This is a genomic window from Streptomyces sp. NPDC001851 (genome assembly GCF_040297165.1).
Lineage (GTDB): Bacteria > Actinomycetota > Actinomycetes > Streptomycetales > Streptomycetaceae > Streptomyces.
Genome location: NZ_JBEOYR010000016.1, coordinates 1 through 24122, shown reverse-complemented (window position 1 = coordinate 24122; position 24122 = coordinate 1). Strand labels below are relative to the sequence as shown.

Below are 24122 nucleotides of genomic sequence, written 5' to 3'. Positions count from 1 at the left end.
CGGCCCCCTCCGCGGGCGTTGAAGTGCCGCAGCGAGGGAAGGACTCTGCCGTGCCCGACACCAGCGGTTCCACCGGACGCACTCCGGAAACGCATGTCATCGACTTCCGCGCAGCCGAGCAACTGCTCAACTCGCGGGATCCGCGGGGCGCGGTGAAGCTGCTCGACGGCGTGATCGCCGCGTACCCGGAGAACACGGCGGCTCGCCTGCTCCGTGCGCGTGCGTTCTTCGCGGCGGCACAACTGCGGCCCGCCGAGCTTGAGTTCACGATCGTGCTGGAGCGCGAGCCGGACAACGCGTTCGCGCACTTCGCACTGGCCCGCACCTATGAACGCCAGGGCCGTCCCGACCAGGCCAAACGCCATTTCCGCCTCGCGGCCGCACTGGATCCGAACCCGCAGTACCTGAAGGCGGCGCGCTTCGACGACTGAGCGGCGCGGGCCGCGCCGGCCGGCCGATCACGGATGCCGGTGCCTCGGAGGTCTCCGGTACGGCCGTCCCGGGTACGGTGGCCCGCTGTCCGGCGGCCGGTACGGCGGCACGTCGCGTCCCGGCTGGTAGTGCGGACCCTGCCGGATGTGTCTGAGGACCACGGTCAGGTCGGCGGTGACCACCAGCCACAGCACCCCGCAGGCCGCCGCCCACCCCGGGCGTCCGGCGACCGCGAACGCCGCCGTGCCGAAGACCGCCCAGGCCAGGCCCCACATGCACAGCCAGAACCGCGCCCGCAGAGCACTGCGCGCGGTCGCCGGTTCACTGCCCGTACGCATCGGAATCACCACTCCTGCCTGCAACGTACTCTTCGGTGACGACGTTCACCAACGAGGCGTGTCCACGGCGTGCGCCGACGGTGCCGTCGATCGCTCGCCGAAGGGGGATCCATTGCTGCCGGACGCCGACGACCTGCCCGGACTGCTCCTCGACCTGACCGTGCCGCACGAGGACATCAACGCGTTGGTGGCCGGGCGGCGCCGGCTGACCGCTGACCCGGGCGCGCTGAGACTCCTGGAGGAGTGCGTCGAGGAGATGTTCCGCCACCCGGAGGCGACCGGCCACCCACCCGACCTCGCCGAGCTCTTCGACGCGGCGCCGGCCGAGCTGAGCGGCACCTTCGCCGTGTACGTGTACATCGCCGCTCTCCCGCGCACGCTCGCCCGGCACCGGGAACGCGGCATCCCGTCCGAGGTCTCCCGGCGCACCCTGGCCGACCTGGGCCGCCACCTGGCGGCACACCGCAGACGGCACGGCACGACCGGCGTGGTGTCGCCGAGCTGGCTCGTCCGGCACTTCCGCGGCGAGCTGTACCAGCTGGGCCGGCTGCAGTTCGAGCGGGCACGGCTCGGTCAGCGCACGGCACCGGTGATCGCGGCGGCCGGACTGGACGCGGTCCCGGGCACGCCCTGCCTGAACCTGCACATCCCCGACTTCCACGGCCCGCTGACGCCGTCCGCCTGTGACCGCTCCCTGGCCTGGGCCCGCGAGTTCTTCGCCCTGCACTTCCCCGAGGAGCGGCCGGTGGCCGCGCTGTGCCACTCCTGGCTGCTCGATCCGCAGTTGAAGCGGTACCTGCCGGCCGACTCCCACATCGTCCGCTTCCAGAACCGGTTCCGCACCGCCCGCGAGGACACCGAGCCGTCCGACACCCAACCCGTCCAGTTCGTCTTCGGCGACCCCGACCTGCCGGTCGCGGAACTGCCGCGCCGTACGTCCGTGGAGCGGGCCGTGGGGGACCACCTGCGGGCGGGCGGTCACTGGTATGTCGGACACGGATGGTTCCCGTTCACCGTCGGCCGAGGTGGAAATAGCCCGAACGAGTGAACCCCGGGTGGATGGGAACGGGCGTACGGGGATGGGCCGTTGTTCGGGCATGACGGTCGAAATGCGTGAGGGATACGAGGGCACGGGCCCGGGTGCGATCACCCCGGACGGCTGCGCGGTCGAGCTGTACGAGCGGCTGCCCGTGGGCGACGAGCCGGACATCATCGCCGCGGCGGTACCGGCCGGGGCGCACATCCTGGAGCTGGGCAGCGGAGTGGGCCGGATGACCCACCCCCTGCTGGAGCGGGGTTTCACGGTCACGGCGGTGGACGAGTCCGCCGACATGCTGAGCCGGGTCCGCGGGGCGCGGACGGTATGCAGCCCCATCGAGGACCTGGACCTGGGCGGCGAGAAGTTCGACGTGGTGATGCTCGCGTCGTTCCTCGTGCACAGCGGCGACGAGGAGGTGCGCAGAGGCATGCTGCGCACCTGCGCCGGCCATGTGGCGGAGGGCGGCTGCGTGCTCATCCAACGGGAGGGCGAGGACTACCACACCCATGTGCCGAGGGAGCGGGTCGACCCGAGCGGCTTCACCGTACGCATCGCCTCGGTGGAGCCCGCCGGAGACGGCGTGAACTCGGTCCGTGCGGAGTATGTCTTCCCGGACGCGGCCTGGACCCAGACGTTCCTCGCCCGGCCCCTCACCAAGGAGCAGTTCGAGTCGGCACTGGAGGAGGCGGGACTGGTGGTGGACGCGTATCTGACCCCGGACGGGACCTGGGTGAGAGCGGTGCGGAAGGCATAGCGGGCACGCGGTCGCACCGGGCGGCCGGAGGGCGATGAGTTTCCGGACCGTGCCGGGTCTACCTCGGTGAAAGCAACCGGCACCGCTTCCCCCAGGAGACCCTCATGTCCGAGACCACCGCCTCCGTCGCCTCCACCGCCTCGACCGCCGCCGCTGCCTCCACCGGCTCCCTCAGCGCCCGCAGGCGCGCGGCCAGGATCACGCTGCGGTCCGTGCAGGTCCTGCTCGCACTGTTCTACGGCATCGCGAGCGCGCTGCCCAAGCTCATCGCACACCCCTCGGCCGTCGAGTCCTTCGACAGGATCGGCTGGGGCAGCGGGGCCATGTACACCATCGGCGCGCTCGAACTCGCCGGGGCCGTCGCGCTGTTGATCCCCCTGCTGCAGTCCTTGGCGGCGATCGCGCTCAGTGCACTCATGGTGGGCGCGTTCATCGTCCAGCTCACGGACTTCGGCGGTCAGAACGCGGCGACCCCGCTGATCCTGATGGTGCCGCTCGCCCTGATCGCCTGGGCCCGGCGCGGGCACAACAGGGAGCTGGTGCGGCTGGTGCGGCGACGGTGACCCGCCACGCCCGCCGAACCCGGACCCACGGCGCGCGCCGGATCCATCAGCCTCGCCGGAACCGGATGCACCATGCCCGCAGGATCAGGATCCGCCGCGTCTGCCGGTTCCGCCGGACCGGGAACCACCGCGCCTGTCGGTCGGGCCCGCGGCGCCGCCGAAGGCGCCGAGGGCACCCGGGATGCCCGGGTCCGGGAGGCCGCGGAGGCGTTCCAGTTCGCGACGATCGCGTTTGGTGGGGCGGCCGGTGCCTCGGTCGCGGAGGCCGGCGGGTGTGATGGCCTCGCGGGGCGGGGGCGGAGGGGAGTTGTCGACGTAGCACTGGGCGGCCACGGGGGCGCCGACCCGTTTGCGGATCAGGCGCTTGACGATCACGATCCGTTCCCGGCCCTCGTGCCGCAGGCGCACCTCGTCGCCGACGCGCAGGGAGAAGGCGGGCTTCACCCGCTCGCCGTTCACATGCACGTGGCCGCCCCGGCAGGCGGCGGCGCCCAGGGAACGCGTCTTGATCAGACGCACGGCCCAGATCCAGCTGTCGATCCGGACCGTCTCGCCCGGAGCCGGCCCCGCGGCCTCGGCGGCGGCCACCGCGGCGGTGATCTTCGGATCGACGTGCCGGCCGGCATCGACAGGCTGATCAGCGGAGGCGCCGGTGCCCTGGGAGTCCTGGGCGGAGCCGGTCCTGTCCGGCTCGCCGGTCCCACCGTTCACGTTCTCGTCCGCAACCTCGGAAGCCATGCTCCCGACCTTAACTCCCCGGGCCGGGTGAGTCGGAGGAGATTTTCCCGGGGCGCGGAGTGGCGGAGTGACGGGATGGCCGGCTGGCGGGGAGCCCGGTGCCGGCGTGGAACACATCGGGCGGACCGGCCTGCCCGGCACCGCACGATGATCCTGTAGGCCGCAGGTGAGGAGCGGTTTGTTTGCGCGGCCCGGTCCGGGCATACGGTGGCCGTATGGACGTCAGCAGTGCCGTCGCCCGGCTCGACCGGCGTGTCGCGGACTGCCGGGCCTGCCCTCGGCTCGTCGAGTGGCGTGAGGAGGTGGCCCGTACCAAACGGGCCGCGTTCGCCGACTGGACGTACTGGGGGCGGCCGGTGCCCGGCTTCGGTCCGGCCGACGCCCGGCTGGCGATCATCGGGCTGGCCCCCGCCGCGCACGGCGGCAACCGCACCGGCCGGATGTTCACCGGCGACCGCTCCGGAGACGTGCTCTACCAGGCGCTGTACGACGTGGGGCTCGCCTCGCAGCCCACCTCCGTCAGCGCCGACGACGGTTTGGAACTGTACGGCGTCCGCGTCACCGCGCCGGTGCACTGCGCCCCGCCGGCGAACAAGCCGTCCCCCGGTGAGCGCGACACCTGCCGCCCCTGGCTGGTGCAGGAGCTGAAGCTGCTGCGCCCGACGCTGAGGGCCGTGGTCGTCCTCGGTGCCTTCGGCTGGCAGGCCGCGCTGCCCGCGGTCACCGAGGCGGGCTGGACCGTGCCCCGCCCCCGTCCGGCCTTCGCGCACGGCATCAGGGTCCCGCTCGACGGCCTCGACCTCTTCGGCTGCTTCCACGTCAGCCAGCGCAACACCTTCACCGGCCGGCTCACCCCGGAGATGCTCCGCGAGGTGCTGAGCACGGCGGCGACGACGGCAGGGTTGCGGTAGCCGACGCGTGGGCGCGGACGCGGGCGTGGGGGCGGTCGGGGTTCGCCGGAGGGATCACCTTCAGGACGCTCGACGGCGTGGCGGCGGTGGTCAAGCGGCTCAGGGCCGCCAGACGTAGCGCACGTCCGGCTCCCGTTCCTCGTTGCCGCTGCCGTCGGTGAACTCGACGGCAGTGAAACCGTGCCGCTCGTAGAAGCGGTGTGCGGGCTTGTTGACCTGGAAGGTCCACAGGGACAGGCCGCCCGGACAGCGCTCCTTGGCCAGCGCGACGAACCGGTCACCGATACCGTGCCCCCGCCACCCGGGGTCCAGGTACAACTGGGAGAGCAATTCCCCGTCCAGCACCATCAGCCCGACGATCCCGGCCCCGTCGGCCTCCGCCACCCAGGTCTCCCGCAACGGGACGACGACATCCCGGATGTGCTCCCGCACCTCGTCGTCGGTGCGCCCCCGGACGACAGTGGGCAGGGCGGCGTCGAAGGACCGCAGATACACCTCGGCGGCCGCCCGTCCGTCCTCCGCCACGGCCCGCCGCAACACGACCTGGCCCGTCACCGGCTTCCTCCTTGCTCCGGCACCACGGCCGTGGCCGTGATCTCCACCAACTGACCGGTGTAACCGAGACAGGCCACACCGAGCAGAGTCGACGAATGCGGGCCCGAGCTCAGCCCGGAGGCCTCGACGACATCCCACACCGCGGACAGCACCGAGGGCTCGCTGCTCACCACATACACATCCGTGGCGACCACATGCGTCAAGTCGCTGCCCACGGCATCCAGTTGCTCCCGCAGATTGGCGATCACCTGCGCGGCCTGCCGCACGGGGTCACCGGGGCCGACGATCTCCCCCTTCTCGTCCAGCGGCACGGCCCCGGCCAGAAAGGCCAGCCTCGTCCCGGCCTCGACGACGGAGGCGTGGGAATAGGTGGGCGGCGGGAAGAGGGCCGGGGCGGTCACGCGCTGGATCACGAGGGCTGCTCCTGGGGAGGCGGTGGACGACCTCCCGATGATCGTCTCTCCAGGCCCCGCCCGCAGCTGATTTATCAGGGCGACAGGGGGGCGACAACGGAGTCGGGTTCGTGAACACCGGGCCTTGGACGACACGGCGGCTCCGCCTGCTTCCGTCTCCGAGTGCCCCGCTCAGCCTCCAGTGCCGTCAGGCCCCCCTGAGCTCCGGAGGGGGTGCCCCAATCCGCGCCCCGAGGTGCCGGCCCTGCCCGCCACCCCGCCGATACCGCGCCGCTCGACCACGAGCCGCGGCCTGGCCCCGGGCGGCGCAGATGCGGGCCGACCTCGCCGCGCTGCGCGAGCCGTTGCGACGCATCGCGGCGGGCCCAGCGGATATTTCGGGAGCGGACTTCGGGATGGCTGCGGCAGGCTGGGGCCATGCCCGAGCCTGCCGATCCCGTATCTCTGCCCGAGCCCGCCGATCCGGATTCCGTGCGGGGGTCCGCCGATCCGGATTCCGTGCGGGGGTCCGCCGATCCGGATTCCGTGCGGAGGTCCGCCGGTTCCGTTCCCGTGCCGGGGTCCGCCGGTTCCGTGCCCGTGCCCGGGTCCGCCGATTCCGACTTCCTCGCCCGCACCGCCGAGCGCCTCGCCTCCCTCCCCACCGTCCGAGCGGTGGCCCTCGGCGGCTCCCGCGCCCAGGGCACCCACCGCCCCGACAGTGACTGGGACCTGGCGATCTACTACCGCGGCCCCTTCGACCCGGACGACCTGCGGGCCGTCGGCTGGCCCGGAGAGGTCTCGGACATCGGCGGATGGGGCGGCGGAGTCTTCAACGGCGGAGCCTGGCTCACCATCGACGGACGCCGGGTCGACGTGCACTACCGGGACCTGGACGTGGTCGAGCCCGAGCTGGCGGAGGCGGAGGCCGGGCGGTTCCGGGTGGAGCCGCTGCTCTTCCACCTCGCCGGCATCCCCAGCTACCTCGTCGTGGCCGAACTGGCCGTCAACCAGGTGCTCAGCGGCACCCTGCCCCGCCCGGCGGGCTACCCCGCCGAGCTGCGCGTCACCGCCGCCGAGCGCTGGTACGGCACCGCCCGTGCCACCCTCGCCTACGCGAAGACCAACCACGCCGCCCACGGCCGCCTCACGGAGACCGCCGGCTTCCTCGCCACGGCCGCCGCCCAGGCCGCCCACGGGATCCTCGCGGCCCGCGGCGAGTGGGTGACGAACGAGAAGCGGCTGCTGGAGCGGGCCGGGCTGCGAGGGATCGACGCGGTGGTGGGGGGACTGCGGGCCGAACCCGAGGTCCTCGTCCGTGCCGTGACCGAGGCCGAGGAGATCGTCGCCGGGGCAGCGCGCTCACAAGGAGAGCGGCGATCGCGTTCATAGGGAAACCGGTACGACGCGGTCGCCGCGCTCCTCGGCGCCGTGCGCGGTGGGCAGGCCGCCGCCCGGCGGGTTGTGCTCATCGCCGTGCGCGGTGGCGGCCTCGGCGAGAGGGAGGGCGGCCCCGCCGAGTTCGAGAGAGGGCGCCGCCGGGAGCGTAGGGGGCGGCGGCTGCCCGGTCCGCCGCTCGCCGGATGAGGCGCGCGCCCCGGCCGGACCGAGTCAACCCACGGCGGCGTGTCCGCGTCCCAGAGAAAGGTCCATGTCCCGCATCCCAAGGAGAGGTTCATGCCCCGACTCACCCGTCTCAGACTCACGGCCGGCGCCGCCACGGCCGTCGTCGCCGCCGTCGTGCTCGCGGCGTCACCCGCGGCCGCCGGCGAACCGACCGTGACCCAGCCGCACATCGTCGCCCACTTCGACAAGGCGGCAGGGCAGACGCCGGAGAACATCACGGTCGAGCCCGACGGCTCCGCCGACCTGACCTTCGCCTCCGCCCGGCAGATCGCCCACGTCACCCCGGACGGCCACACGGCGATCCTCGCCACCCTGCCCGACGAGCCGAACCCGAACACCCCCGTCCTCAAGGCCGCGACCGTCTTCGGTATCGTCCGCGCCCACGACGGCACGCTCTACGTCAACTACGCCACCGGCACAGGAAAGACCGGCATCTGGCGCATCGGTCCCGACGGCGGCGCACCCCGGCAGATCGCACAGCTCCCGGCGACCGCACTGCCCAACGGCCTCGCCCTCGACGAGCGGCACGGAGTGCTCTACGCCGCCGACTCGGCGCAGGGCATCGTGTGGCGGGTTCCGCGGGCAGGCGGCACACCGACCGCGTGGGTCCGGGACACCGCCCTCACCCCGGTCCCCGTCACCGGCGCCGGCTTCGGCGCCAACGGCGTCAAGATCCACGACGGTGCCGTATGGGTGTCCAACAGCGACCGGGGGACGCTGCTGCGCGTTCCCGTACGGCCGGACGGCTGCGCGGGTCCGGTGGAGACCCGGGCCACGGGACTCGACCACATCGACGACTTCACGTTCGTCACACCGTACGGCGACACCGTCCTCGCCGCCCTGATCGGCGACGACGAGGTGGCCGAGGTGCACCCCGACGGCACCCGCGCCGCCGTCCTCACGCGGGCGGACGGGCTGGCCAACCCGACCTCCGTCGCCGTACACGGCGGGACGGTCTACGTCGACAGCGCCGCGTACTTCAGCCAGCAGGCCCCGAATCTGCTGCTGGCCCGCCTGAACCGGGGGCTCGGCCGCTGACGGACCGGGCGGTGGGACGGGCCCGTGCGCTTGCCCTTGCCGGACCCCGCCCCGCCGCCCTCCGGAAGTCCCCGCCGTCGGTCAACCCGCCGACCGCGCAAGGCAGTCGGGAAGGTGATCCACCGGCCGTCCCGGCGCCCTAGGCTGAGGACCATGGACCTCGCCGACGGCCTCCTCGACCAGCCCTACGACGTCTACCGGCGCCTGCGCGACACCGCGCCCGTGCACCGCATCACCGGACCGGACGGCACCGCCGCCTGGCTCGTCACCCGGTACGAGGACGTCCGGGCCGCGCTCGCCGACCCCCGGCTCTCGCTGGACAAGCGGCGGGGCACGGCCGGCGCGTACAAGGGACTCTCGCTGCCGCCCGCCCTCGACGCCAACCTCCTCAACATGGACCCGCCCGACCACACCCGCATCCGGCGCCTGGTCGGCCGCGCCTTCACCCCGCGCCGCGTCCAGCAGCTCCGCGAGCCGATCCGCCGTACCGCCGACCGGCTGCTCGACGCGCTCGGCCCGCACGGCCGCACCGACCTGGTCGCCTCCTACGCCGCCCCGCTGCCCATCACCGTCATCTGCGACCTGCTCGGCATCCCGGAGGGGGACCGGCTGGACTTCCGGGAGTGGACCGACAGCCTCACCGCGCCCGACCCGGCCCGGCCGCACGCCTCCAAGGAGGCGATGGCGGCCATGCTCGACTTCCTCACCCGGCTGCTCGCGGCCAAACGCCGGGCGCCCGCCGACGACCTGCTCTCCGACCTGATCGGCGTACGCGACGAGGGCGACCGGCTCGGCGAGGACGAGCTGATGTCCCTGGCCTTCCTCATCCTCTTCGCCGGGTACGAAAACACGGTCCAGCTCATCGGCAACGCCGTGCTCGCCCTGCTGCAGCACCCCGACCAGCTCGCCGCCCTGCGCAAGGACCCGGCGCGACTCCCCGCCGCCGTCGAGGAGTTCGCCCGCTACGAGGGACCCATGCTGCTCGCCATGCGCCGGTTCCCCACCGAGGACGTGACGATCGCCGGGACGACCATCCCGGCGGGCGAGACGGTCTGGGTGTCCCTGTCCGCCGCCGACCGCGACCCCGCACGCTTCCCCGACCCCGACCGCCTCGACCTCTCCCGTGACGCGGCCGGGCATCTCGCCCTCGGCCACGGCATCCACTACTGCCTCGGCGCGCCGCTGGCCCGCGCGGAGACGGAGATCGCCCTGGCGGCCCTGCTGGAACGCCTCCCCGACCTCGCCCTCGACGAGGAGGGAGAGGTGACGTGGCGGCGGTCGATGCGCGCCCGGGGGCTGCGGGCCCTTCCCGTGACGTACTGAAGGGTGCGGTTCCTGCCACAAAGTGAACGGATCCTCACGGTCCGCGCACAACGGGTGTAGGTAATGTCTCAGTCCCGTCACTGAGCGAGGCGTTTGCCGTCCCCAGGGCGTTAACTCCCATAAGCATGACGCTTACTGGAGGTGCGAGATGGTGAACGGGCGAACGGTGCTCGAACGCTTTCCCGCCGGTGGTCCGCGGGGATCCCGGCCCGCGGAGGAGTTCGCGCACGCGCGGCGTCAGGAAGGCCTGCCGGCGGAAGTCGTCATGGACCTCGCGACGGACACGTTCCTGGTGATCGTACGGGGCGGTGACCACACGGAGTGAGCTCGCTCAGGCCGGTTTCGGTGCCGGTGCCCTCGCCGTGAACTGCTGCGCCTGCAGCGTGTACAGCTCGGCGTAGACACCGCCCCTGGCCAGCAGTTCCTCCGGGGTCCCGGACTCCACCAGCCGTCCGTGCTCCAGCACATGCACCAGGTCGGCGTGCCGGACCGAGGCCAGCCGGTGGGTGATCAGCACGACGGTCTGCCCGCTGTCGGCCAGCGCCCGGATCTTCTCGAACACCTCCAGCTCGGCCCGCGCGTCCAGCGCGGCCGTCGGCTCGTCCACGATCAGCACCCGCCCGCGCCGGTACGCCGCCCGGGCGATGCCGAGCCGCTGCCACTGGCCGCCGGACAGCTCGTGCCCCCCGCTGAAGTCGCGGGCCAGCAGGGTGTCCAGGCCGCGCGGCAGATCCGCGACCACCTCCTCGGCCCCCGCCTCGGCGACCGCCCCGGCCAGGCGTTCCTCGGTCATGGGCGCCGAGGAGCGGCCGACGGCCACGTTCACCCGGGCGGTGAACGGCCAGCGCTTGAAGTCCTGCGCCACCATCGCGATGCGCTCGGCGAGCAGCCGCCGGTCGGCCAGCGCCGCGTCGACGCCGTCCCACAGGATGCGGCCCCGGTCCGGCGTGTACAGCCCGGCGAGCAGCTTGACCAGGGTCGTCTTCCCCGAGCCGTTCTCGCCGACGAGCGCGATGATCCGGCCGAGCGGCAGCGTGAGGGTGACGTCGTCCAGGGCGGGACGGGCCGCGGCACCCGGGCCCGCCTCACCGGGATAGCTGAAGGTGACGCGCTCGAACCGGATCTCCTTCGGGTCCTCGGGCAGGGCCTCGCCGCCCGCCGGGATCGCCCGCTCGGCCGCCTCCACGTACAGCCGCTGCAGATCCCCCACGAACAGGGCCTCCTCGTGCAGCTGGTTGATCTCCAGCACCAGCGTGTCCAGGCTCGCCGCACCGGTGCGGATCGCGATCACCGCCGTACCGGCCACGGCCAGGGCCATCGCGCCGGCCAGCAGCAGCGCGCCCAGCGTGGCGTAGGTGGCCAGTGTGGCGAGGCCCGTCCAGGCCGCCGCGATCAGACCGGTCCGCGCGGCGAGCCGGGACAGCCGGGCCTGCTCCGCCTCCGCCGTCTGGGACATGGACCGGAAGTGGCGCAGCAGGAACGGGCCGACCCCGTGCACCCGGATCTCCGGGGCCGCGGCGGGCTCGGTGAGCAGATGGCCGATCAGCCGGCCGGCGCGGGCGTGCTGCACCCAGACGTGGAAGGACTCGTAGCGGCGCCGCGCGTTGGTCAGCGCGCTCCAGGCGCTGGGCAGGGTCATGGTGACCAGCAGCGGCAGCAGGACCGGGTGCAGCACCGCCAGCACGCCCGCGGCGGCGGCCAGCGAGATCAGCGCGCTGATCACCCGGGTGCCGTAGGAGATCATGCGGCGCGCGGATTCGGCGCCGTACCGGGCGGTGTCCAGCAGCTTGTGGAAGGCGTGGTCCTCGATCGCGGCCAGCTCCACGTTCGCCGCCCGCTCCAGATACAGCTCCGTCGCCACCCGCTCCACCTTGGGCTCCAGCCGCCCGGTGGCATAGGTGGAGGCCGCCCCCAGCAGTACGGTCACGAGCGCCACGGCGGCCATGGCGATCAGGGCGGGGGCGGCCGAGCGCATCCGCTGCTCGATGTCCGGGCCGGTCAGCAGCCTGCCCAGCGCGCTGTTCACGGCCAGCAGGCTCACCGCCTGGGCGGCACCCCGGGCCACCTCGGCGGCCAGCACGAGCCAGGCGGCCCGGGCGTCGGCCTGCCGGGCCAGCCGGAGACAGGACGCCAGCATGCCGGGCAGCCGGACCACCATGGCGCGCAGGCTCAGCTCCAGGAAGGCGTCCGCGTGCTCGTTCCATCCCACGTCGTAGCGCAGCGGCCCACCGAACAGCAGCTGCTCCGACCCCGACACCGCGGGCTCGGGCGCCCCCCGCCGCTTCCTCACCGTGACCTCCCGGACCGTGACGGAAGGGCCACTATCCCCGGCCGAACGGGCGGTGGGGGAGGGCGCGTGGGGGAGTGCGGGGGAGCGGTCGGGGTGTGCGGGGGGAACCGCGTGAGCGAGCACGGACGCGCCCCAGCCGCCACGCGGCAGAGCCCGGCGTCCCGGCACCCTTCGCTTCGGTGGGCGCCTGGGGCAAGGACGGCGCGGTGCTACGCCGAGACGGCCCGAGACCAGTCCGGGGCCGTCCCCGTCACCCGGCACAGGTTCAGGTACAGCGGGATCGGCGGGGTGTACGGGACCGTGCCCTCCGGCCGGTGGATGAGCCGCGCGGTGCCGGTGACCAGGGCACCGGGGGCGTAGTGCGCCGGGGACGGCCAGGGCAGGGCGTAGTCGGAGTCCGACGGAACGATCCACCACCAGCGGGCGCCGTCGGCGTACACACAGCCCAGCCGCGGCAGCCGGGGTACGACCAACGGGCCGAGACGGTCGGGCACGGCCACGGCGTCGCAGCCGAGCGGTGCGCTCATGCCGTCCGGCACCGTGAGCCGGCGCGGCGCGTCCGGGGCGGACCGACGGCGCTGCAACCGCACCAGGGTGTCGAGACCGACGCTCGCGGAGGTGCGCCGGGTGGCACCCCGGTCCGGCGCGCTGGGCCGTGACCGGCCGGACCCGGTGCCGTCCCCGCGGTCGGCGTCGCAGCCGCCGCCGGTCACGGGCGCTCCCCGGCGCGGTGCTGCTCGGGGGGCCGGTGCGGAGGCTGGCGCGGGGGCCGGTCCAGGGCCCGGTACCGGTGCTGCTCCGGAACTTCGTGAACTTCGTGACGGAGATGCTGCTCCGGGACCCGGTGGCGGTGCTGTTGCCCAGGGGCCTCGCGGCGGTCTTGCTGTTCCGGTACCCCGGGGCGGGGCTGCTGCTCCGGTGCCGGTCGCGGGTCCTGCACGGAAGAGCGCCGGCCCTCCGGGGGTTCGTCCTCGTCGGGGTCGTCCGGGCGGCCGGGCTTGGGACGGGCGCCCCAGCCGAGGTCGTTGCGCAGTTCGGGGGTGCCGTGGGCCGCGTCGGTCCGGCGGGCCAGCTCGGCCCAGACCAGCAGTCCGGGGCCGTGTTCCTGGGCGCCCCAGGCCCGGCACAGCGCGTCGACGAGAAGCAATCCCCTCCCGTGCTCCTCGTCGGGCCGCTGCGGGGACGGGTGGGGTGCGCCGGGGGCACGGCCCTCGTCGCGTACGGCTATGCGGACGGTGTCGTCGCGGTCGTGCAGCTCGCACACGACGCGACTGCTCGCGGTGTGCACGATCGCGTTCGTGACCAGCTCGGACATGACCAGGGCCGCGCTGTCGCAGGTGTCCGCGCACACCGACCAGCCGGTCAGCCGGGCATGCGCCAGACGCCTCGCCTGGGCGACGGAACCCGGATGTGCGGCCAGCTCGAAGCGGAACCGGCGCTCGGCCGTGCCCCGTTGAGGGGTTGCCGTGGCGGCACCGAGACCGGGACGGTCTGCGGTGTCTGTTCCTAAGGGCGCGGACGGAATCACGCTTGCCACTATCTCCCCGCCGTGAACACTTGGCAAGTGTCACTCTGAAATGTGCAGAGTGCTGTGTGACGCGGTCGGAGGCCATGGCACACTGCTCGCAACAGCATGTCGCGCGGCGCCAATCGGAGGCACCGGAGACCCGACCGGTCTTCGCAGCACCTTCGAATGGCGCCGCAGGGCTGTCGGGAAACATTCGGGTGGATCTTTCGGCGGTGCTTTCGATGGAGGTGCGAGCGTGAGTGAACCGCGGTCCGCGCCGACGGTGGGTCAGGTGGTCCTCGGCCGGCGCCTGCTGGACCTGCGGGAACGCGCCGGACTGAAGCGCGAGGACGCCGCCCGCGTCCTGCGCGTCGCACCCGCCACCGTCCGCCGCATGGAGACGGCCGAGGTCGCCCTCAAGATCCCGTACCTGCAACTCCTGCTCAAGGCCTACGGCGTACCCGACGACGAGGCCGAACTCTTCGTGCACGTGGCCGAGGAGGCCAACAAGCCCGGCTGGTGGCAGCGCTTCCACGACATCCTGCCCGGCTGGTTCTCGATGCATGTCAGCCTGGAGGGCGCGGCGAGCCTCATCCGCTCCTACGAGCCGCACTTCGTCCCCGGCCTGCTGCAGACCGAGGACTACGCGCGCGCTGTACTCAAGTCCGGTGCCATCGGCCAGACCAGCCCGGACGACATCGAGCGGCACGTCGCCCTGCGCATGGAACGCCAGCAACTGCTCACCCGTACCGACGCCCCGCGCTTCTGGGCGGTGATGGACGAGACCGCCCTGCGCCGCCCGGTCGGCGGACCGGAGGTGATGCGTGCGCAGATCGACAAGTTGCTCGGGGCCACGAAGCTGCCCCATGTGACGCTCCAGATCGCCCCGTTCGCGAGCGGCCCGCACCCGGGGACGTACGGGCCCTTCGTGCTGTTCCGATTCGCCGTGCCGGAGCTGCCGGACATGGTCTACAGCGAGTACCTGACCGGCGCCGTCTACCTGGACGCGCGCGCCGAGGTGGCCGCCCACCTGGAGGTCATGGACCGCATGGCGGCGCAGGCCGCTACGGCACAACGCACGAAGGAGATCCTCAGGGATCTCCGCAAGGAGCTGTGAATGGATCGCATCGAGCCACGCGGACGCGTCTACAACGGCATGCCCGCGCGGGAACTGGGCAGCGAGGGCTGGCACAAGCCCTGGAGCGGCGGCAACGGCGGGAACTGCCTGGAGGCGATGAAGCTGGCCGACGGCCGGATCGCCGTACGCCAGTCCACCGACCCGGACGGTCCGGCGCTGATCTACACCGCGGACGAGATGACCGCGTTCATCGAGGGCGCCAAGGCGGGAGAGGCCGACTTCCTGCTGTCCTGATCCGGTCCCTGTGTTGTTTCTTGCTCAACTTGCTTATGTTGGTCGCGACTTGATCATCCGCTGTGCCAGTCGCTCGTCCCGACGCTTATGGAGTGCCGCATGACAGGGCAGGACCCGACGGTCGTCCAGATCGACACCGGCAAGCCGCATTCCGCGCGCATGTACGACTGGTATCTCGGCGGCAAGGACAACTACCCGGTCGACGAGGCGATGGGCCGGCAGATGCTGGCCCTCGACCCCCGGGTGCCGGTGATGGCCCGGGTCAACCGCGCGTTCATGCACCGTGCCACGCGGTGGCTGGCCCAGCAGGGCGTACGGCAGTTCCTGGACATCGGCACCGGCATCCCCACCGAGCCGAACCTGCACCAGATCGCCCAGCAGGCCGCGCCGGAGGCCCGGGTCGTCTACTGCGACAACGACCCGATCGTGCTGGCCCACACGGCGGCCCTGCTGCGCAGCACACCGGAGGGCGCCACCGAGTACCTGCAGGCCGACGTGCGCGACCCCGACGCGATCATCGCGGGAGCCCGGCGGGTCCTGGACCTCGGCCGGCCGGTCGCCCTCTCCCTCGTCGCCCTGCTGCACTTCATCTCCGACGAGGACGGCGCGCACGAGCTCGTCACCCGGCTGCTCGGCGAACTGCCCTCCGGCAGCTATCTGATGATGACCCACGCCACGGCCGACTTCACCCCGGAGGAGTCGGCGGCCGCCACCGAGAAACTGAAGGCCGCCGGCGTCACCCTCGCCCTGCGCTCCCGCGAGGAGTTCAGCCGCTTCTTCGACGGCCTCGACCTGGTCGAACCGGGCGTCGAGATCGTCCACAAATGGCACCCTGAGCTGGGCGAACCGGTCCCGGGCCAGGACGACGGAGTGATCCCGGGGTACGGGGCGGTGGCGCTCAAGCGGTAGACGAACCGCCGTACCGGGCGGCCGGCCGTCACGGGCCACGCGAACGGAAGCGCCGCGGACGCGCCTTCACTCCGGCGGCAGCACCCCGCACAGCGCTTCCAGCGCCGCGCCGTACGCGTGTTCCGGTGGTGTGGCGTAGCCGACCACCAGCCCGTCGGACGTCGGCATCCGCGTCGCCGGATGCCGGAACGCGGCGAGTCCGTCCAGGGCGACGCCCTGCCACGCGGCCGCCTGCACCGTGGACCGCTCGGTGCCCGGCGGCAGCCGCAGCACCGCGTGCAGCCCGGCCGCGCTGCCCGTCACCCCGACATGCGGCGCGTGCGCGGCGAGCGTGGCGACGAGCCGGTCACGCCGGCGCCGGTAGCGCTGCCGCATGCGCCGCACATGACGGTCGTACGCCCCGGAGACGATGAACTCCGCCAGCGCCAGCTGGTCCAGGACGCTCGCCCAGGCCTCCCGCTCGCCCTTGGCCGCGAGCACGGGCTCCACATACCGCTCCGGCAGGACCATCCAGCCCAGCCGCAGCGCCGGTGACAGGCTCTTGCTGACCGACCCGAGGTGGATCACCCGCTCCGGATCGAGCCCCTGGAGCGCGCCGACGGGCCTGCGGTCGTACCGGAACTCGCCGTCGTAGTCGTCCTCCAGTACGACCGCCCCACGCGCGCGTGCCCAGTCGATCACGGCTGCCCGGCGCCCGGGGTGCAGCGGCCCGCCGGTCGGGAACTGGTGCGCCGGAGTGAGCAGCACGGCCCGCTCCCGCTCCAGTGCGTCCACGCGTGCGCCGTGCTCGTCCAGCGGAAGCGGCACCGTGCGCACCCCGGCCGTGGCGAGCAGCCCGCGGTGGAACTCCAGCCCGTACGCCTCCACGCCGAGCGGGCCGCGCAGCACCCCGCCCGCCCCCTGGCCGAACAGCAGCCGCAGCGCGTGTGCGAAGCCCGAGCAGACGACGATCCGCTCCGGCTCGGTCCGCACCCCACGCGCGCGTGCCAGATATGCGGTCAGCGCCTCCCGCAGCTCCCGGCGCCCGGCCGGCTCTCCCGGCCCGAACGCCTCGCTCGGCGCCGCCCGCAGGGCCCGCCGGTAGCAGGCCGACCAGGCGGCCCGCGGAAACGCCGAGGCGTCCGGCGTGCCCTGCCGCAGATCGTGCCGAGGGCCACGCGCGCGTGGAGGTGCCTTCACCGGCGTCCGCACGGCGTGTCGCAGCGGATCCGCGCGGTCGGCCACCCGGGTGCCCGACCCCTGGCGGGCGGTCAGCCAGCCCTCCGCGACCAGTTCCGCGTAGGCGTCCGCCACCGTGTTGCGGGCCACGCCCAGATCGGCGGCGAGTGACCGGTACGGCGGCAGGCGGGTGCCGGGCGCCAGCCGCCCGCTGCGCACGGCTTCCCGCAGCGCCCGGGTCAGCGCCGCCCGCCGCCCGCCCGGGCCCGACAGCTCCAGGTGCAGGTCGACGCCGATCCGCTCCGCGGAATTGACCCATGATTCAGGCATGGAAATGCACCCTACAGCCGGTCTTTCGGGCTCGTAGGTTGAAGCCATGACGACGAACACGACCGCCACCGCAGCCGACTTCACCTCCGCGATCACCGAGGCCGACGCCGGCCGGGCCCGGCTGGACTTCGCGAAGTCCGCCCCGAAGGTCTTCCGCGCCCTCATCGGCTTCGACGCCGCCGCTCGCGCGGGCTTGGACCCGGCGCTGGTCGAGCTGATCCAGATCCGCGCCTCGCACCTCAACCACTGCGCCTACTGCCTGCACATGCACACCAACGACGCCCGCAAGGCCGGCGAGAGCGAGGACCGGTTGCACATGGTCGCCGTCTGGCGCGAGGCCCGGCACTTCTTCACCCCCAAGGAACAGGCCGCCCTCGCCCTCACGGAGGCCCTGACCCTCGTCGCCGGCGCGGGCGTCCCCGACACCGTCTACACCGAGGCCGCCGCCTGTTTCGAGGAGGAGGAACTGGCCCAGGTCATCGCCTTGATCTGCACGATCAACACGTGGAACCGGGTGGCCCTGTCGACGGGCAAGGTGGCGGGAACGGACGAGAGGAAGCGCTGACCCGAGCCGCCGGCCGCTGTCGGCGAGCTGACCCCTGCCGGGCGGTGCCCTCGATCACGCCCGTTCTCGTCCCGCCGCGACGGCGATCCACCACGACCGTGGAGCGGCGGTGGCGGCGGTCCGGGCGGTGCCGAAACGCCCGCAACCCGTCGGCCAGGACGGCGAACGGCCACGGGAACCCGTCGGCCACACCTACACCCTCATCGGCCGATCCCTCGGAGAGACCGGCGCGGGCAACTGTGAACGGCCCATCAGATAGCGGTCGACGGCCGCTGCCACCGCCCGCCCCTCCGCGATCGCCCACACGATGAGCGACTGCCCGCGCGCGGCGTCCCCGGCGGCGAACACCCCGGGAACGTTGGTCGCGAAACCGTCGTCCCGCGCGATCGTGCCGCGTGGGGCGAGCTCCAGCCCCAGCTGTCCGATCAGCCCGTCCCCCTGGTCCGGCCCGGAGAACCCGAGGGCGAGCAGCACCAGATCGGCGGGGAGCGTCTGCCCGGTGCCGGGCACCGGGCGCCGCAGCTCGTCGACCTCCACCAGGTGCAGCGACCGCACCCGCCCGCTGCCGTCCCCGGTGAACCGGAGCGTGGACGCCGCGAACAGCCGCGCGTCCGCGTCCGCCGCCGGTGCCGTCCGCAGATCCCGCGCCTCCTCGTGCGCGGCCGACAGCCGGTAGATCTTCGGGTACGTCGGCCACGGCTCGACGTCCTCGTCGCGCTCGGCGCCCGGCTGTGCGTAGATGTCCAGCTGGGTCACGGACGCGGCTCCCTCCCGCACCGCGGTCCCCAGACAGTCCGCCCCCGTGTCCCCGCCTCCCACGATCACCACATGCTTGCCGGCCGCCGACAGCGGCGATACCTCCAGATCCCCCTCGCACACACGGTTCGCCAGCGGCAGATACTCCATCGCCTGGTGTATCCCGTGCAACTCCCGGCCCGGTACCGGAAGTTCCCGCCACGCGGTCGCCCCCGTGGCGATGACCACGGCGTCGTACCGTCCGCGCAGCTCCGCCGCCCCGACATCGCGCCCGACCACCGTCGACGTACGGAACTTGGTCCCCTCGGCCCGCATCTGCTCGACACGCCGCTCCAGATGCCGCTTCTCCATCTTGAAAGCGGGGATTCCGTACCGCATCAGGCCGCCGATCCGGTCGTCCTTCTCGTACACGGCGACCGTGTGCCCGGCCCGGGTCAGCTGCTGTGCCGCGGCGAGCCCGGTGGGCCCGGAGCCGATGACGGCGACCGTCCTCCCGGACAGCCGCTCGGGAGGCCGCGCCGGGACGAATCCCTCCGCCCAGGCCCGGTCGGCGATCGCGCACTCGACGTTCTTGATCGTGACGGCGGGCTGGTTGATCGCCAGCACGCATCCCGCCTCACAGGGCGCCGGACACAAGCGGCCGGTGAACTCGGGGAAGTTGTTCGTCGCGTGCAGGCGGTCGCTCGCCGCGCGCCAGTCCTCCCGCGAGACCAGGTCGTTCCACTCCGGGATCAGATTGCCCAGCGGGCAGGCGTCGTGGCAGAAGGGGATCCCGCAGTCCATGCACCGGTCGGCCTGCTTGCTGATGATGGGCAGCAGCGCTCTCGGGACGTAGACCTCGTCCCAGTCCCGCACCCGCTCCTCGACGGGCCGCCGCGGCCACTCCTGGCGCGGCGTGGTCATGAACCCCTTGGGATCGGCCATGATCGTCTTCCTCGCTTGCGGGTACCGCCGGCACCGGGTGTACGAGGGGCCGTACGCCGTCGGTCGGCGTCCTCCCGTACTCTCCGGCGCTCTGTCGGCACTCTTCCGGCCACGATACGTCCGCACCGACCACCGCGCAGAGCGGCGCGGACAGCGCTTTCTGGAGGGGGCCCTGCCCGGCGCGAGACGCCTCCTGGCTCCTTCCCAGGACCCCTCAGCCCACGTCCGCCCCGGCGTCCCGCCAGGCACGCAACACGTTCTCCACGGCCGGGGCGATCCTGCGCCGTGCCTCGTACCGAGCCACACCGCGCATCAGCAGCTGGTCGTACGGAGTGTCCACATGCCGTACGGCCGCCACGACCGCCGAGATCACCGCGCCCTCCGACAGCGCCCGCCCGGCCGCGCTGCGCCCGACGCGGCCGCTGCCCCGCGCGGACGCGTGCGCCGCGATGGCCCGCGCGCGGTCGGCCGGGCACCCGGGAAACAGCCGGAGGATCTCGGCCGCGAACGCCGCCGCGAAGCGCTCGTCCTCGGCCGCCCTGCGCCGCGCGTCCCGTGCCCGCCGCCGGCGCCGCGCCTCCGCGTCGGCCAGACAGCGGGCCTCGGCCCGGGCCAGCGCCGCCTCCTCCACGAGCACGCCCTGCCGCTCATAACGGCTCTTGCGCCGGTTGAACCGCACCACCACGACCGAGAGCCCGCTCTCCTCCCGCGACCTGCGGGTCAGCGCGGTGTCCCCACGCGGCAGGAACACCAGGTGCCCCAGGTCCGCGCAGTGCAGGCAGTGCGGTGCCCCGTCCTCCAGCACGAGCAGCGACAGCGGCCCACGCCGGCAAGCGGCACACCGCTTGGGCTTCAGCGCCTGGACGACCACAAGCCGGCCGGCCGAGTGGGGAGTTGAGGGAAGCGCCATACACGGTACTTTCCCCGTCACCGCCTGCCCGTCCCCTCGTCCTCCCTACTCCTTCCGCTCCGCGCGAAAGGGGGATTCCCGGCGGGAACGCCTCTGGGCCGTCTGTCACCGGCCGTCCGCCGCCGTCCGTCCGCCCGGTCCGAGCAGGTTCGCAAGGAAGGATCGAGCGTGTCGGGCCCCTGCTCCGGCCCGCTGAACGGCGGGACGGCGTGCATCTCCCGGCCCTGCCGGCCGGCCGCCGAGGGGCCGAAGGCCCCAGCTGAGCCTGTCTCCCGCACCGGCCGCGCTTGTCTCCGACCCGGCGCCCCGCCCGCCCGCCTGGCAGGTACCGTCACCGGCGCCGTCCACCGACCGGGACCGTCCCCGGCTCCACGCACCGCCGCCCGCTCTCCGCCACCCGGCATCATTGACCCCGTGCGACTCGAAGCGATCACCTGGGACCGGCTCGCCGAGCTGCTCGCCGACCGGCTGGCCGCCCTTGAACCGGCCGACGGAAGCGCCTGGCCGCGCGTCGGCTTCGACGGGGCCCCGGCCGCCCAGCCGGGCGAGCTCGCCGAGCGGGTCGGAGAGGCGCTGCGGGTGCGCGGCCGGCCCTCGCTCGTGGTCGGCGCCGAGGGCTTCCTGCGCCCCGCTTCCCTGCGCCTGGAACACGGGCGGCGGGACGCGGAGTCGTACTACGGCGGATGGTTCGACACCGGAGCCCTGTGGCGCGAGGTCTTCGGCCCGCTGGACCCCGGAGGCAGCGGACGCGTCCTGCCCGACCTGTGGGATCCGGCCACCGACCGGGCCACCCGCAGCCCCTATGTCCAACTCCCGCCCGGCGGAGTCCTGTTGCTCCACGGCCCCCTTCTGCTGCGTCACTGGTTCCCGTTCGACCTGACCGTGCATCTCCTCCTCTCGCCGGGTGCCCTGCGCCGCCGCACCCCCGAGGCCGACCACTGGACGCTCCCCGCCTTCGAGCGCTACGAGTCCGAGACCGACCCCGCCGGCACGGCGGACGTGCTGGTACGCGCCGACGACCCACGCCGTCCCGCCTGGAACGGCTGATCAGGACAGGCCCGCCGCAGGCTCCGCGGCTCAGAGCCAGCCGTTGCGCCGGAAGCCCCGGTACAGCACCAGACACGCCCCCGCCATCACGGCCATGACCAGCGGATAACCGAACCGCCAGTGAAGCTCCGGCATATGGTCGAAATTCATGCCGTACACCCCGCACACCATCGTCGGAACGGCGATCACCGCGGCCCAGGCCGTGATCTTCCGCATGTCCTCGTTCTGCGCGACGGTCACCTGGGCCAGGTGGGCCTGCAGGATCGAGTTGAGCAGTTCGTCGAACGCGGCGATCTGTTCCTTGGCCCGGATCAGATGGTCGAGCACATCCCGGAAGTAGGCCTGTATCTCCGGGGCGACGACCCGTATGGGCCGAGTGGCCAGGTCCTCCACCGGACGGCCCAGCGGCACCACCGCCCGCTTGAGCTCCAGCAGTTCACGCTTCATCTGGTAGATGCGGCCGGGGTCGACGCGAGCACCGTTCTCCGAGAACACCTCGGCCTCGACCTGGTCGATGTCGGCCTGTACCGCGTCGGTGACGTTCAGGTAGTCGTCGACGACATGGTCGGCGATCGCGTGCAGCACGGCCGCCGGTCCCTTGGCGAGCTGGTGCGGATGTGCCTCCAACTCCTCGCGCAGCGGCCCCAGTGAGCCGTGCCGGCCGTGCCGTACCGTGATGACGAAGTCCTCACCGGCGAACACCATGATCTCTCCGGTGTCCACCACTTCGCTGGTGGCCGTCAGCTGCTCGTGCTCCACATAGCAGACGGTCTTGAACACCGTGAAGAGCGTGTTCCCGTAGTGCTCCAGCTTCGGGCGCTGATGAGCCTCGACCGCGTCCTCCACCGCCAGCGGATGCAGGTCGAACAGTTCGGCGATCCCCGCGAACTCACGGTCCGTCGGCTCGTGCAGCCCCAGCCAGACGAACCCCTCGCCCGTCTTGCGTACCATCCGCACGGCATCCACCAGGTCCGTGCACTGCGGCACGCGCACGCCGTCCTGGTACGTCACGCAGTTGACCACCGACGAGCCCAGCGGTGACCTGGCGGGATGACTCAGGTCCACACGGGGGCGCCGCCGGGCCAGCCGCGCCATCCTGCGCAGGCCGCCCACCCCGCCCAGCTCTGTGACCTTCCGCAGATTCCCCGCCATGGACATCTGGATCTCCTTTGGATCTCCTCGCTTGGATCTCCCTCGGGCAACGCTTCCGCGCCTTGCCCGGCAAGTCTGCCAGCCGAGGGCAAAGCGCGGGTAAGCCTGTGGGAATGGAACACTCCGCTTGGTTCCCGCCTGTGGACGCAGCGCCTGCCGGTCCGACAAGCCGGGTGACTGGGATGATCGTGGCATGACGCCATCCGACGGATACCTCCTGGACAATCGGCAGAACGAGGCGGCACGTCGCTTCGACGCGTTCGCCGCCCTCTTCGATCCCACGACCTTCCGGCACATCGAGGCGTTCGGCATCGGACCCGGCTGGCGCTGCTGGGAAGTCGGGGCCGGTGGTACCTCAGTGGTGTCCTGGCTCGCCGGGAAGGTGGGCGCCACCGGCAAGGTCGTCGCGACCGACATCGACACCTCGTGGCTCGCCGGCGCTGCCCGCCCGCCGGTGGAGGTGCGCGTTCACGACGTCGGCGCGGAGGAACCGCCCGGCGAGGGCTTCGACCTGGTCCATGCCCGGCTCGTCCTCGTCCATGTCCGGGACCGGGAAAGGGCGTTGCGGTCCATGATCCAGGCGCTGCGGCCCGGCGGACGGCTGTTGGTCGAGGACGCAGACCCCGCTCTGCAGCCCTTGACCTGTCCCGACGAGTACGGCCCCGAGCAGAAGCTGGCGAACCGGCTGCGCCAGGGCTTCCGCGAGCTGCTCGCCGAACGCGGCGCGGATCTGGCGTACGGCCGTAAACTTCCGCGTCTCCTGCGCGAAGCCGGCCTGAGCGGCGTGGAGGCCGACGCGTTCTTCCCGGTGACATCGCCCGCCTGCACCGCCCTGGAGGCCGCAACGGTCCGTCAGATCCGCGCCGGGCTCGTCGCCGCGGGGCTCGCAACCGAAGAGGACATCGACCGGCATCTGGCCAACGTCGAGGCCGGCGGCATGGATCTGGTCACCGCACCGATGATCTCAGCCTGGGGGAAGAAGGCTTAGACCACTGCGCCAAAAGCCGAGCCGCGTCGCTCCGACCGCTTGCCCACGCATCGCGGAGCCGCGCAGGGCCGAGCCGCGGCTGCCCGAGTGCCCCAGGGCACCGGCAGATGGCCGGCCGTCGCCTCTGGGCGCGGGGGTCTGCTTCTCAGAGATGGCCAGCCACCGTGTCCCCCACGCGGGGCCCGCCCCCACTCCTTGACCAGCCGTCGTTCCCGAGGACGGTGGTCTGCCTCCCCGCCGTGGTCAGCGGTCGCTCCCGAGGACGGCGGCCCCTCTCAGCCGGGGCCAGCCGTCGCGCCAGGGTGGCGGCGCTGTGCCTCCCGGCCGTGGTCAGCCATCGCTTCCCGCACGCGGTGCCTTGCCCGCCGCCGCGGCAGCACCGCCGCGAGAGCGCCGGCGCCGCGCTGGCCGGCCGGGCCCCGCCCGGCCGGCGGTCCGCCGCCGCGCGCCGGCTGGCGACACAACGGAAAAGCACACGAAAGAACACAAGACACCCACACCCATG

Annotated in this window: 25 protein-coding genes and 1 pseudogene; 15 read left to right on the top strand and 11 right to left on the bottom strand. The window is 72.9% G+C overall.

The genetic code is table 11. The features are described from left to right. Positions 1-50 precede the first annotated feature (50 nt). On the top strand, positions 51-431 hold the full coding sequence (locus ABT171_RS23770; RefSeq protein WP_351246907.1) for a tetratricopeptide repeat protein: 381 nt from the start codon (positions 51-53) through the stop codon (positions 429-431). Positions 432-458: 27 nt separating this feature from the next. Here ABT171_RS23770 and ABT171_RS23765 read toward each other — a convergent pair whose 3' ends face one another. Continuing rightward, complete coding sequence (locus tag ABT171_RS23765; protein ID WP_351246905.1) at positions 459-770, bottom strand: DUF6343 family protein; 312 nt, start codon at positions 768-770, stop codon at positions 459-461. Positions 771-882: 112 nt separating this feature from the next. Here ABT171_RS23765 and ABT171_RS23760 point away from each other — a divergent pair, with 112 nt between their 5' ends. From ABT171_RS23760 to ABT171_RS23750, 3 genes are all read left to right on the top strand, one after another. Then, the gene (locus ABT171_RS23760; RefSeq protein WP_351247211.1) at positions 883-1818 is read left to right on the top strand and encodes an acyltransferase domain-containing protein; all 936 of its coding nucleotides are present in this window, start codon (positions 883-885) and stop codon (positions 1816-1818) included. A 49-nt stretch (positions 1819-1867) separates the two neighbouring features. Next, positions 1868-2563 (top strand): class I SAM-dependent methyltransferase, encoded by a 696-nt coding sequence (locus tag ABT171_RS23755; protein ID WP_351246903.1) that lies wholly within the window; start codon positions 1868-1870, stop codon positions 2561-2563. Positions 2564-2667: 104 nt separating this feature from the next. Further along, positions 2668-3126, top strand: coding sequence for a DoxX family protein (locus tag ABT171_RS23750; RefSeq protein ID WP_351246901.1), 459 nt, complete (start codon positions 2668-2670; stop codon positions 3124-3126). A gap of 84 nt (positions 3127-3210) precedes the next feature. Here the strand turns inward: ABT171_RS23750 and ABT171_RS23745 are convergent, their stop codons facing one another. Beyond that, positions 3211-3864 (bottom strand): RNA-binding S4 domain-containing protein, encoded by a 654-nt coding sequence (locus ABT171_RS23745; protein WP_351246899.1) that lies wholly within the window; start codon positions 3862-3864, stop codon positions 3211-3213. 215 nt (positions 3865-4079) lie between these two features. Here ABT171_RS23745 and ABT171_RS23740 point away from each other — a divergent pair, with 215 nt between their 5' ends. Continuing rightward, positions 4080-4775 (top strand): uracil-DNA glycosylase, encoded by a 696-nt coding sequence (locus ABT171_RS23740; protein WP_351246897.1) that lies wholly within the window; start codon positions 4080-4082, stop codon positions 4773-4775. Between the two features lie 99 nt (positions 4776-4874). Here ABT171_RS23740 and ABT171_RS23735 read toward each other — a convergent pair whose 3' ends face one another. Together ABT171_RS23735 and ABT171_RS23730 are read right to left on the bottom strand one after the other, a co-directional pair. Next, entirely contained in the window at positions 4875-5330 is a 456-nt protein-coding gene (locus ABT171_RS23735; protein ID WP_351246895.1) for a GNAT family N-acetyltransferase, read from the bottom strand. Then, positions 5327-5743: a RidA family protein gene (locus ABT171_RS23730; RefSeq protein ID WP_351246893.1), complete on the bottom strand. Its 417-nt coding sequence runs from the start codon at positions 5741-5743 to the stop codon at positions 5327-5329. Before ABT171_RS23730 ends, ABT171_RS23735 begins: the two co-directional genes overlap by 4 nt. Positions 5744-6322: 579 nt before the next feature. Here ABT171_RS23730 and ABT171_RS23725 point away from each other — a divergent pair. The 4 genes from ABT171_RS23725 (at position 6323) to ABT171_RS23710 (ending at position 10034) form a co-directional block, all read left to right on the top strand. Beyond that, complete coding sequence (locus ABT171_RS23725; protein WP_351247209.1) at positions 6323-7114, top strand: nucleotidyltransferase domain-containing protein; 792 nt, start codon at positions 6323-6325, stop codon at positions 7112-7114. Between the two features lie 285 nt (positions 7115-7399). Beyond that, the gene (locus ABT171_RS23720) at positions 7400-8386 is read left to right on the top strand and encodes an NHL repeat-containing protein (RefSeq protein ID WP_351246891.1); all 987 of its coding nucleotides are present in this window, start codon (positions 7400-7402) and stop codon (positions 8384-8386) included. A 153-nt stretch (positions 8387-8539) separates the two neighbouring features. Further along, complete coding sequence (locus tag ABT171_RS23715) at positions 8540-9709, top strand: cytochrome P450 family protein (RefSeq protein WP_351246889.1); 1170 nt, start codon at positions 8540-8542, stop codon at positions 9707-9709. A 148-nt stretch (positions 9710-9857) separates the two neighbouring features. Continuing rightward, complete coding sequence (locus tag ABT171_RS23710; protein ID WP_351246887.1) at positions 9858-10034, top strand: DUF8839 family protein; 177 nt, start codon at positions 9858-9860, stop codon at positions 10032-10034. Between the two features lie 6 nt (positions 10035-10040). Here the strand turns inward: ABT171_RS23710 and ABT171_RS23705 are convergent, their stop codons facing one another. The 3 genes and pseudogenes from ABT171_RS23705 to ABT171_RS23695 all read right to left on the bottom strand — a co-directional run. Continuing rightward, a complete protein-coding gene (locus ABT171_RS23705; RefSeq protein WP_351246885.1) occupies positions 10041-11999 on the bottom strand; it encodes an ATP-binding cassette domain-containing protein in 1959 nt (652 codons plus the stop codon). A gap of 209 nt (positions 12000-12208) precedes the next feature. Beyond that, the gene (locus ABT171_RS23700) at positions 12209-12592 is read right to left on the bottom strand and encodes a hypothetical protein (protein ID WP_351247207.1); all 384 of its coding nucleotides are present in this window, start codon (positions 12590-12592) and stop codon (positions 12209-12211) included. Between the two features lie 353 nt (positions 12593-12945). Further along, positions 12946-13563: pseudogene (locus ABT171_RS23695) on the bottom strand (ATP-binding protein); the annotation flags it as partial. 199 nt (positions 13564-13762) lie between these two features. Between ABT171_RS23695 and ABT171_RS23690 the strand changes: the two are divergent. From ABT171_RS23690 to ABT171_RS23680, 3 genes are all read left to right on the top strand, one after another. Continuing rightward, on the top strand, positions 13763-14623 hold the full coding sequence (locus ABT171_RS23690) for a Sco1979 family transcriptional regulator (RefSeq protein ID WP_351246883.1): 861 nt from the start codon (positions 13763-13765) through the stop codon (positions 14621-14623). Beyond that, positions 14624-14878, top strand: a complete 255-nt coding sequence (locus ABT171_RS23685; protein ID WP_189947335.1) for a DUF397 domain-containing protein — start codon at positions 14624-14626, stop codon at positions 14876-14878. It abuts the gene before it with no gap. 99 nt (positions 14879-14977) lie between these two features. After that, positions 14978-15787 carry an SAM-dependent methyltransferase gene (locus ABT171_RS23680; protein ID WP_351246881.1) on the top strand — a complete coding sequence of 270 codons (810 nt, stop codon included), beginning with the start codon at positions 14978-14980 and terminating at the stop codon, positions 15785-15787. Between the two features lie 66 nt (positions 15788-15853). Here ABT171_RS23680 and pdxR read toward each other — a convergent pair whose 3' ends face one another. Beyond that, positions 15854-17275, bottom strand: a complete 1422-nt coding sequence (gene pdxR / locus ABT171_RS23675) for a MocR-like pyridoxine biosynthesis transcription factor PdxR (protein WP_351246879.1) — start codon at positions 17273-17275, stop codon at positions 15854-15856. A gap of 46 nt (positions 17276-17321) precedes the next feature. Here pdxR and ABT171_RS23670 point away from each other — a divergent pair, with 46 nt between their 5' ends. Then, the gene (locus ABT171_RS23670) at positions 17322-17840 is read left to right on the top strand and encodes a carboxymuconolactone decarboxylase family protein (RefSeq protein ID WP_351246877.1); all 519 of its coding nucleotides are present in this window, start codon (positions 17322-17324) and stop codon (positions 17838-17840) included. A 192-nt stretch (positions 17841-18032) separates the two neighbouring features. Here ABT171_RS23670 and ABT171_RS23665 read toward each other — a convergent pair whose 3' ends face one another. Together ABT171_RS23665 and ABT171_RS23660 are read right to left on the bottom strand one after the other, a co-directional pair. Continuing rightward, positions 18033-19520, bottom strand: coding sequence for a glutamate synthase subunit beta (locus ABT171_RS23665; protein ID WP_351246875.1), 1488 nt, complete (start codon positions 19518-19520; stop codon positions 18033-18035). A gap of 214 nt (positions 19521-19734) precedes the next feature. Beyond that, positions 19735-20430 (bottom strand): DUF2293 domain-containing protein, encoded by a 696-nt coding sequence (locus ABT171_RS23660; protein ID WP_351246873.1) that lies wholly within the window; start codon positions 20428-20430, stop codon positions 19735-19737. A 414-nt stretch (positions 20431-20844) separates the two neighbouring features. Here ABT171_RS23660 and ABT171_RS23655 point away from each other — a divergent pair, with 414 nt between their 5' ends. Beyond that, a complete protein-coding gene (locus tag ABT171_RS23655) occupies positions 20845-21477 on the top strand; it encodes a nucleoside/nucleotide kinase family protein (protein ID WP_351246871.1) in 633 nt (210 codons plus the stop codon). 30 nt (positions 21478-21507) lie between these two features. Here ABT171_RS23655 and corA read toward each other — a convergent pair whose 3' ends face one another. Further along, positions 21508-22635 carry a magnesium/cobalt transporter CorA gene (corA, locus tag ABT171_RS23650; RefSeq protein ID WP_351246869.1) on the bottom strand — a complete coding sequence of 376 codons (1128 nt, stop codon included), beginning with the start codon at positions 22633-22635 and terminating at the stop codon, positions 21508-21510. 187 nt (positions 22636-22822) lie between these two features. Between corA and ABT171_RS23645 the strand changes: the two genes are divergently transcribed. Then, complete coding sequence (locus ABT171_RS23645; RefSeq protein ID WP_351246867.1) at positions 22823-23617, top strand: methyltransferase domain-containing protein; 795 nt, start codon at positions 22823-22825, stop codon at positions 23615-23617. Positions 23618-24122: the final 505 nt, after the last annotated feature.

Excerpts from the sequence above, each read along its gene's own strand:
- ABT171_RS23765 (WP_351246905.1), bottom strand. The coding sequence starts at position 770 with ATGCGTACGGGCAGTGAACCGGCGACCGCGCGCAGTGCTCTGCGGGCG.
- ABT171_RS23755 (WP_351246903.1), top strand. The coding sequence starts at position 1,868 with ATGACGGTCGAAATGCGTGAGGGATACGAGGGCACGGGCCCGGGTGCG.
- ABT171_RS23750 (WP_351246901.1), top strand. The coding sequence starts at position 2,668 with ATGTCCGAGACCACCGCCTCCGTCGCCTCCACCGCCTCGACCGCCGCC.
- ABT171_RS23745 (WP_351246899.1), bottom strand. The coding sequence starts at position 3,864 with ATGGCTTCCGAGGTTGCGGACGAGAACGTGAACGGTGGGACCGGCGAG.
- ABT171_RS23740 (WP_351246897.1), top strand. The coding sequence starts at position 4,080 with ATGGACGTCAGCAGTGCCGTCGCCCGGCTCGACCGGCGTGTCGCGGAC.
- ABT171_RS23720 (WP_351246891.1), top strand. The coding sequence starts at position 7,400 with ATGCCCCGACTCACCCGTCTCAGACTCACGGCCGGCGCCGCCACGGCC.
- ABT171_RS23715 (WP_351246889.1), top strand. The coding sequence starts at position 8,540 with ATGGACCTCGCCGACGGCCTCCTCGACCAGCCCTACGACGTCTACCGG.
- ABT171_RS23710 (WP_351246887.1), top strand. The coding sequence starts at position 9,858 with ATGGTGAACGGGCGAACGGTGCTCGAACGCTTTCCCGCCGGTGGTCCG.
- ABT171_RS23685 (WP_189947335.1), top strand. The coding sequence starts at position 14,624 with ATGGATCGCATCGAGCCACGCGGACGCGTCTACAACGGCATGCCCGCG.
- ABT171_RS23680 (WP_351246881.1), top strand. The coding sequence starts at position 14,978 with ATGACAGGGCAGGACCCGACGGTCGTCCAGATCGACACCGGCAAGCCG.
- pdxR (WP_351246879.1), bottom strand. The coding sequence starts at position 17,275 with ATGCCTGAATCATGGGTCAATTCCGCGGAGCGGATCGGCGTCGACCTG.
- ABT171_RS23670 (WP_351246877.1), top strand. The coding sequence starts at position 17,322 with ATGACGACGAACACGACCGCCACCGCAGCCGACTTCACCTCCGCGATC.
- ABT171_RS23665 (WP_351246875.1), bottom strand. The coding sequence starts at position 19,520 with ATGGCCGATCCCAAGGGGTTCATGACCACGCCGCGCCAGGAGTGGCCG.
- ABT171_RS23660 (WP_351246873.1), bottom strand. The coding sequence starts at position 20,430 with ATGGCGCTTCCCTCAACTCCCCACTCGGCCGGCCGGCTTGTGGTCGTC.
- corA (WP_351246869.1), bottom strand. The coding sequence starts at position 22,635 with ATGTCCATGGCGGGGAATCTGCGGAAGGTCACAGAGCTGGGCGGGGTG.
- ABT171_RS23645 (WP_351246867.1), top strand. The coding sequence starts at position 22,823 with ATGACGCCATCCGACGGATACCTCCTGGACAATCGGCAGAACGAGGCG.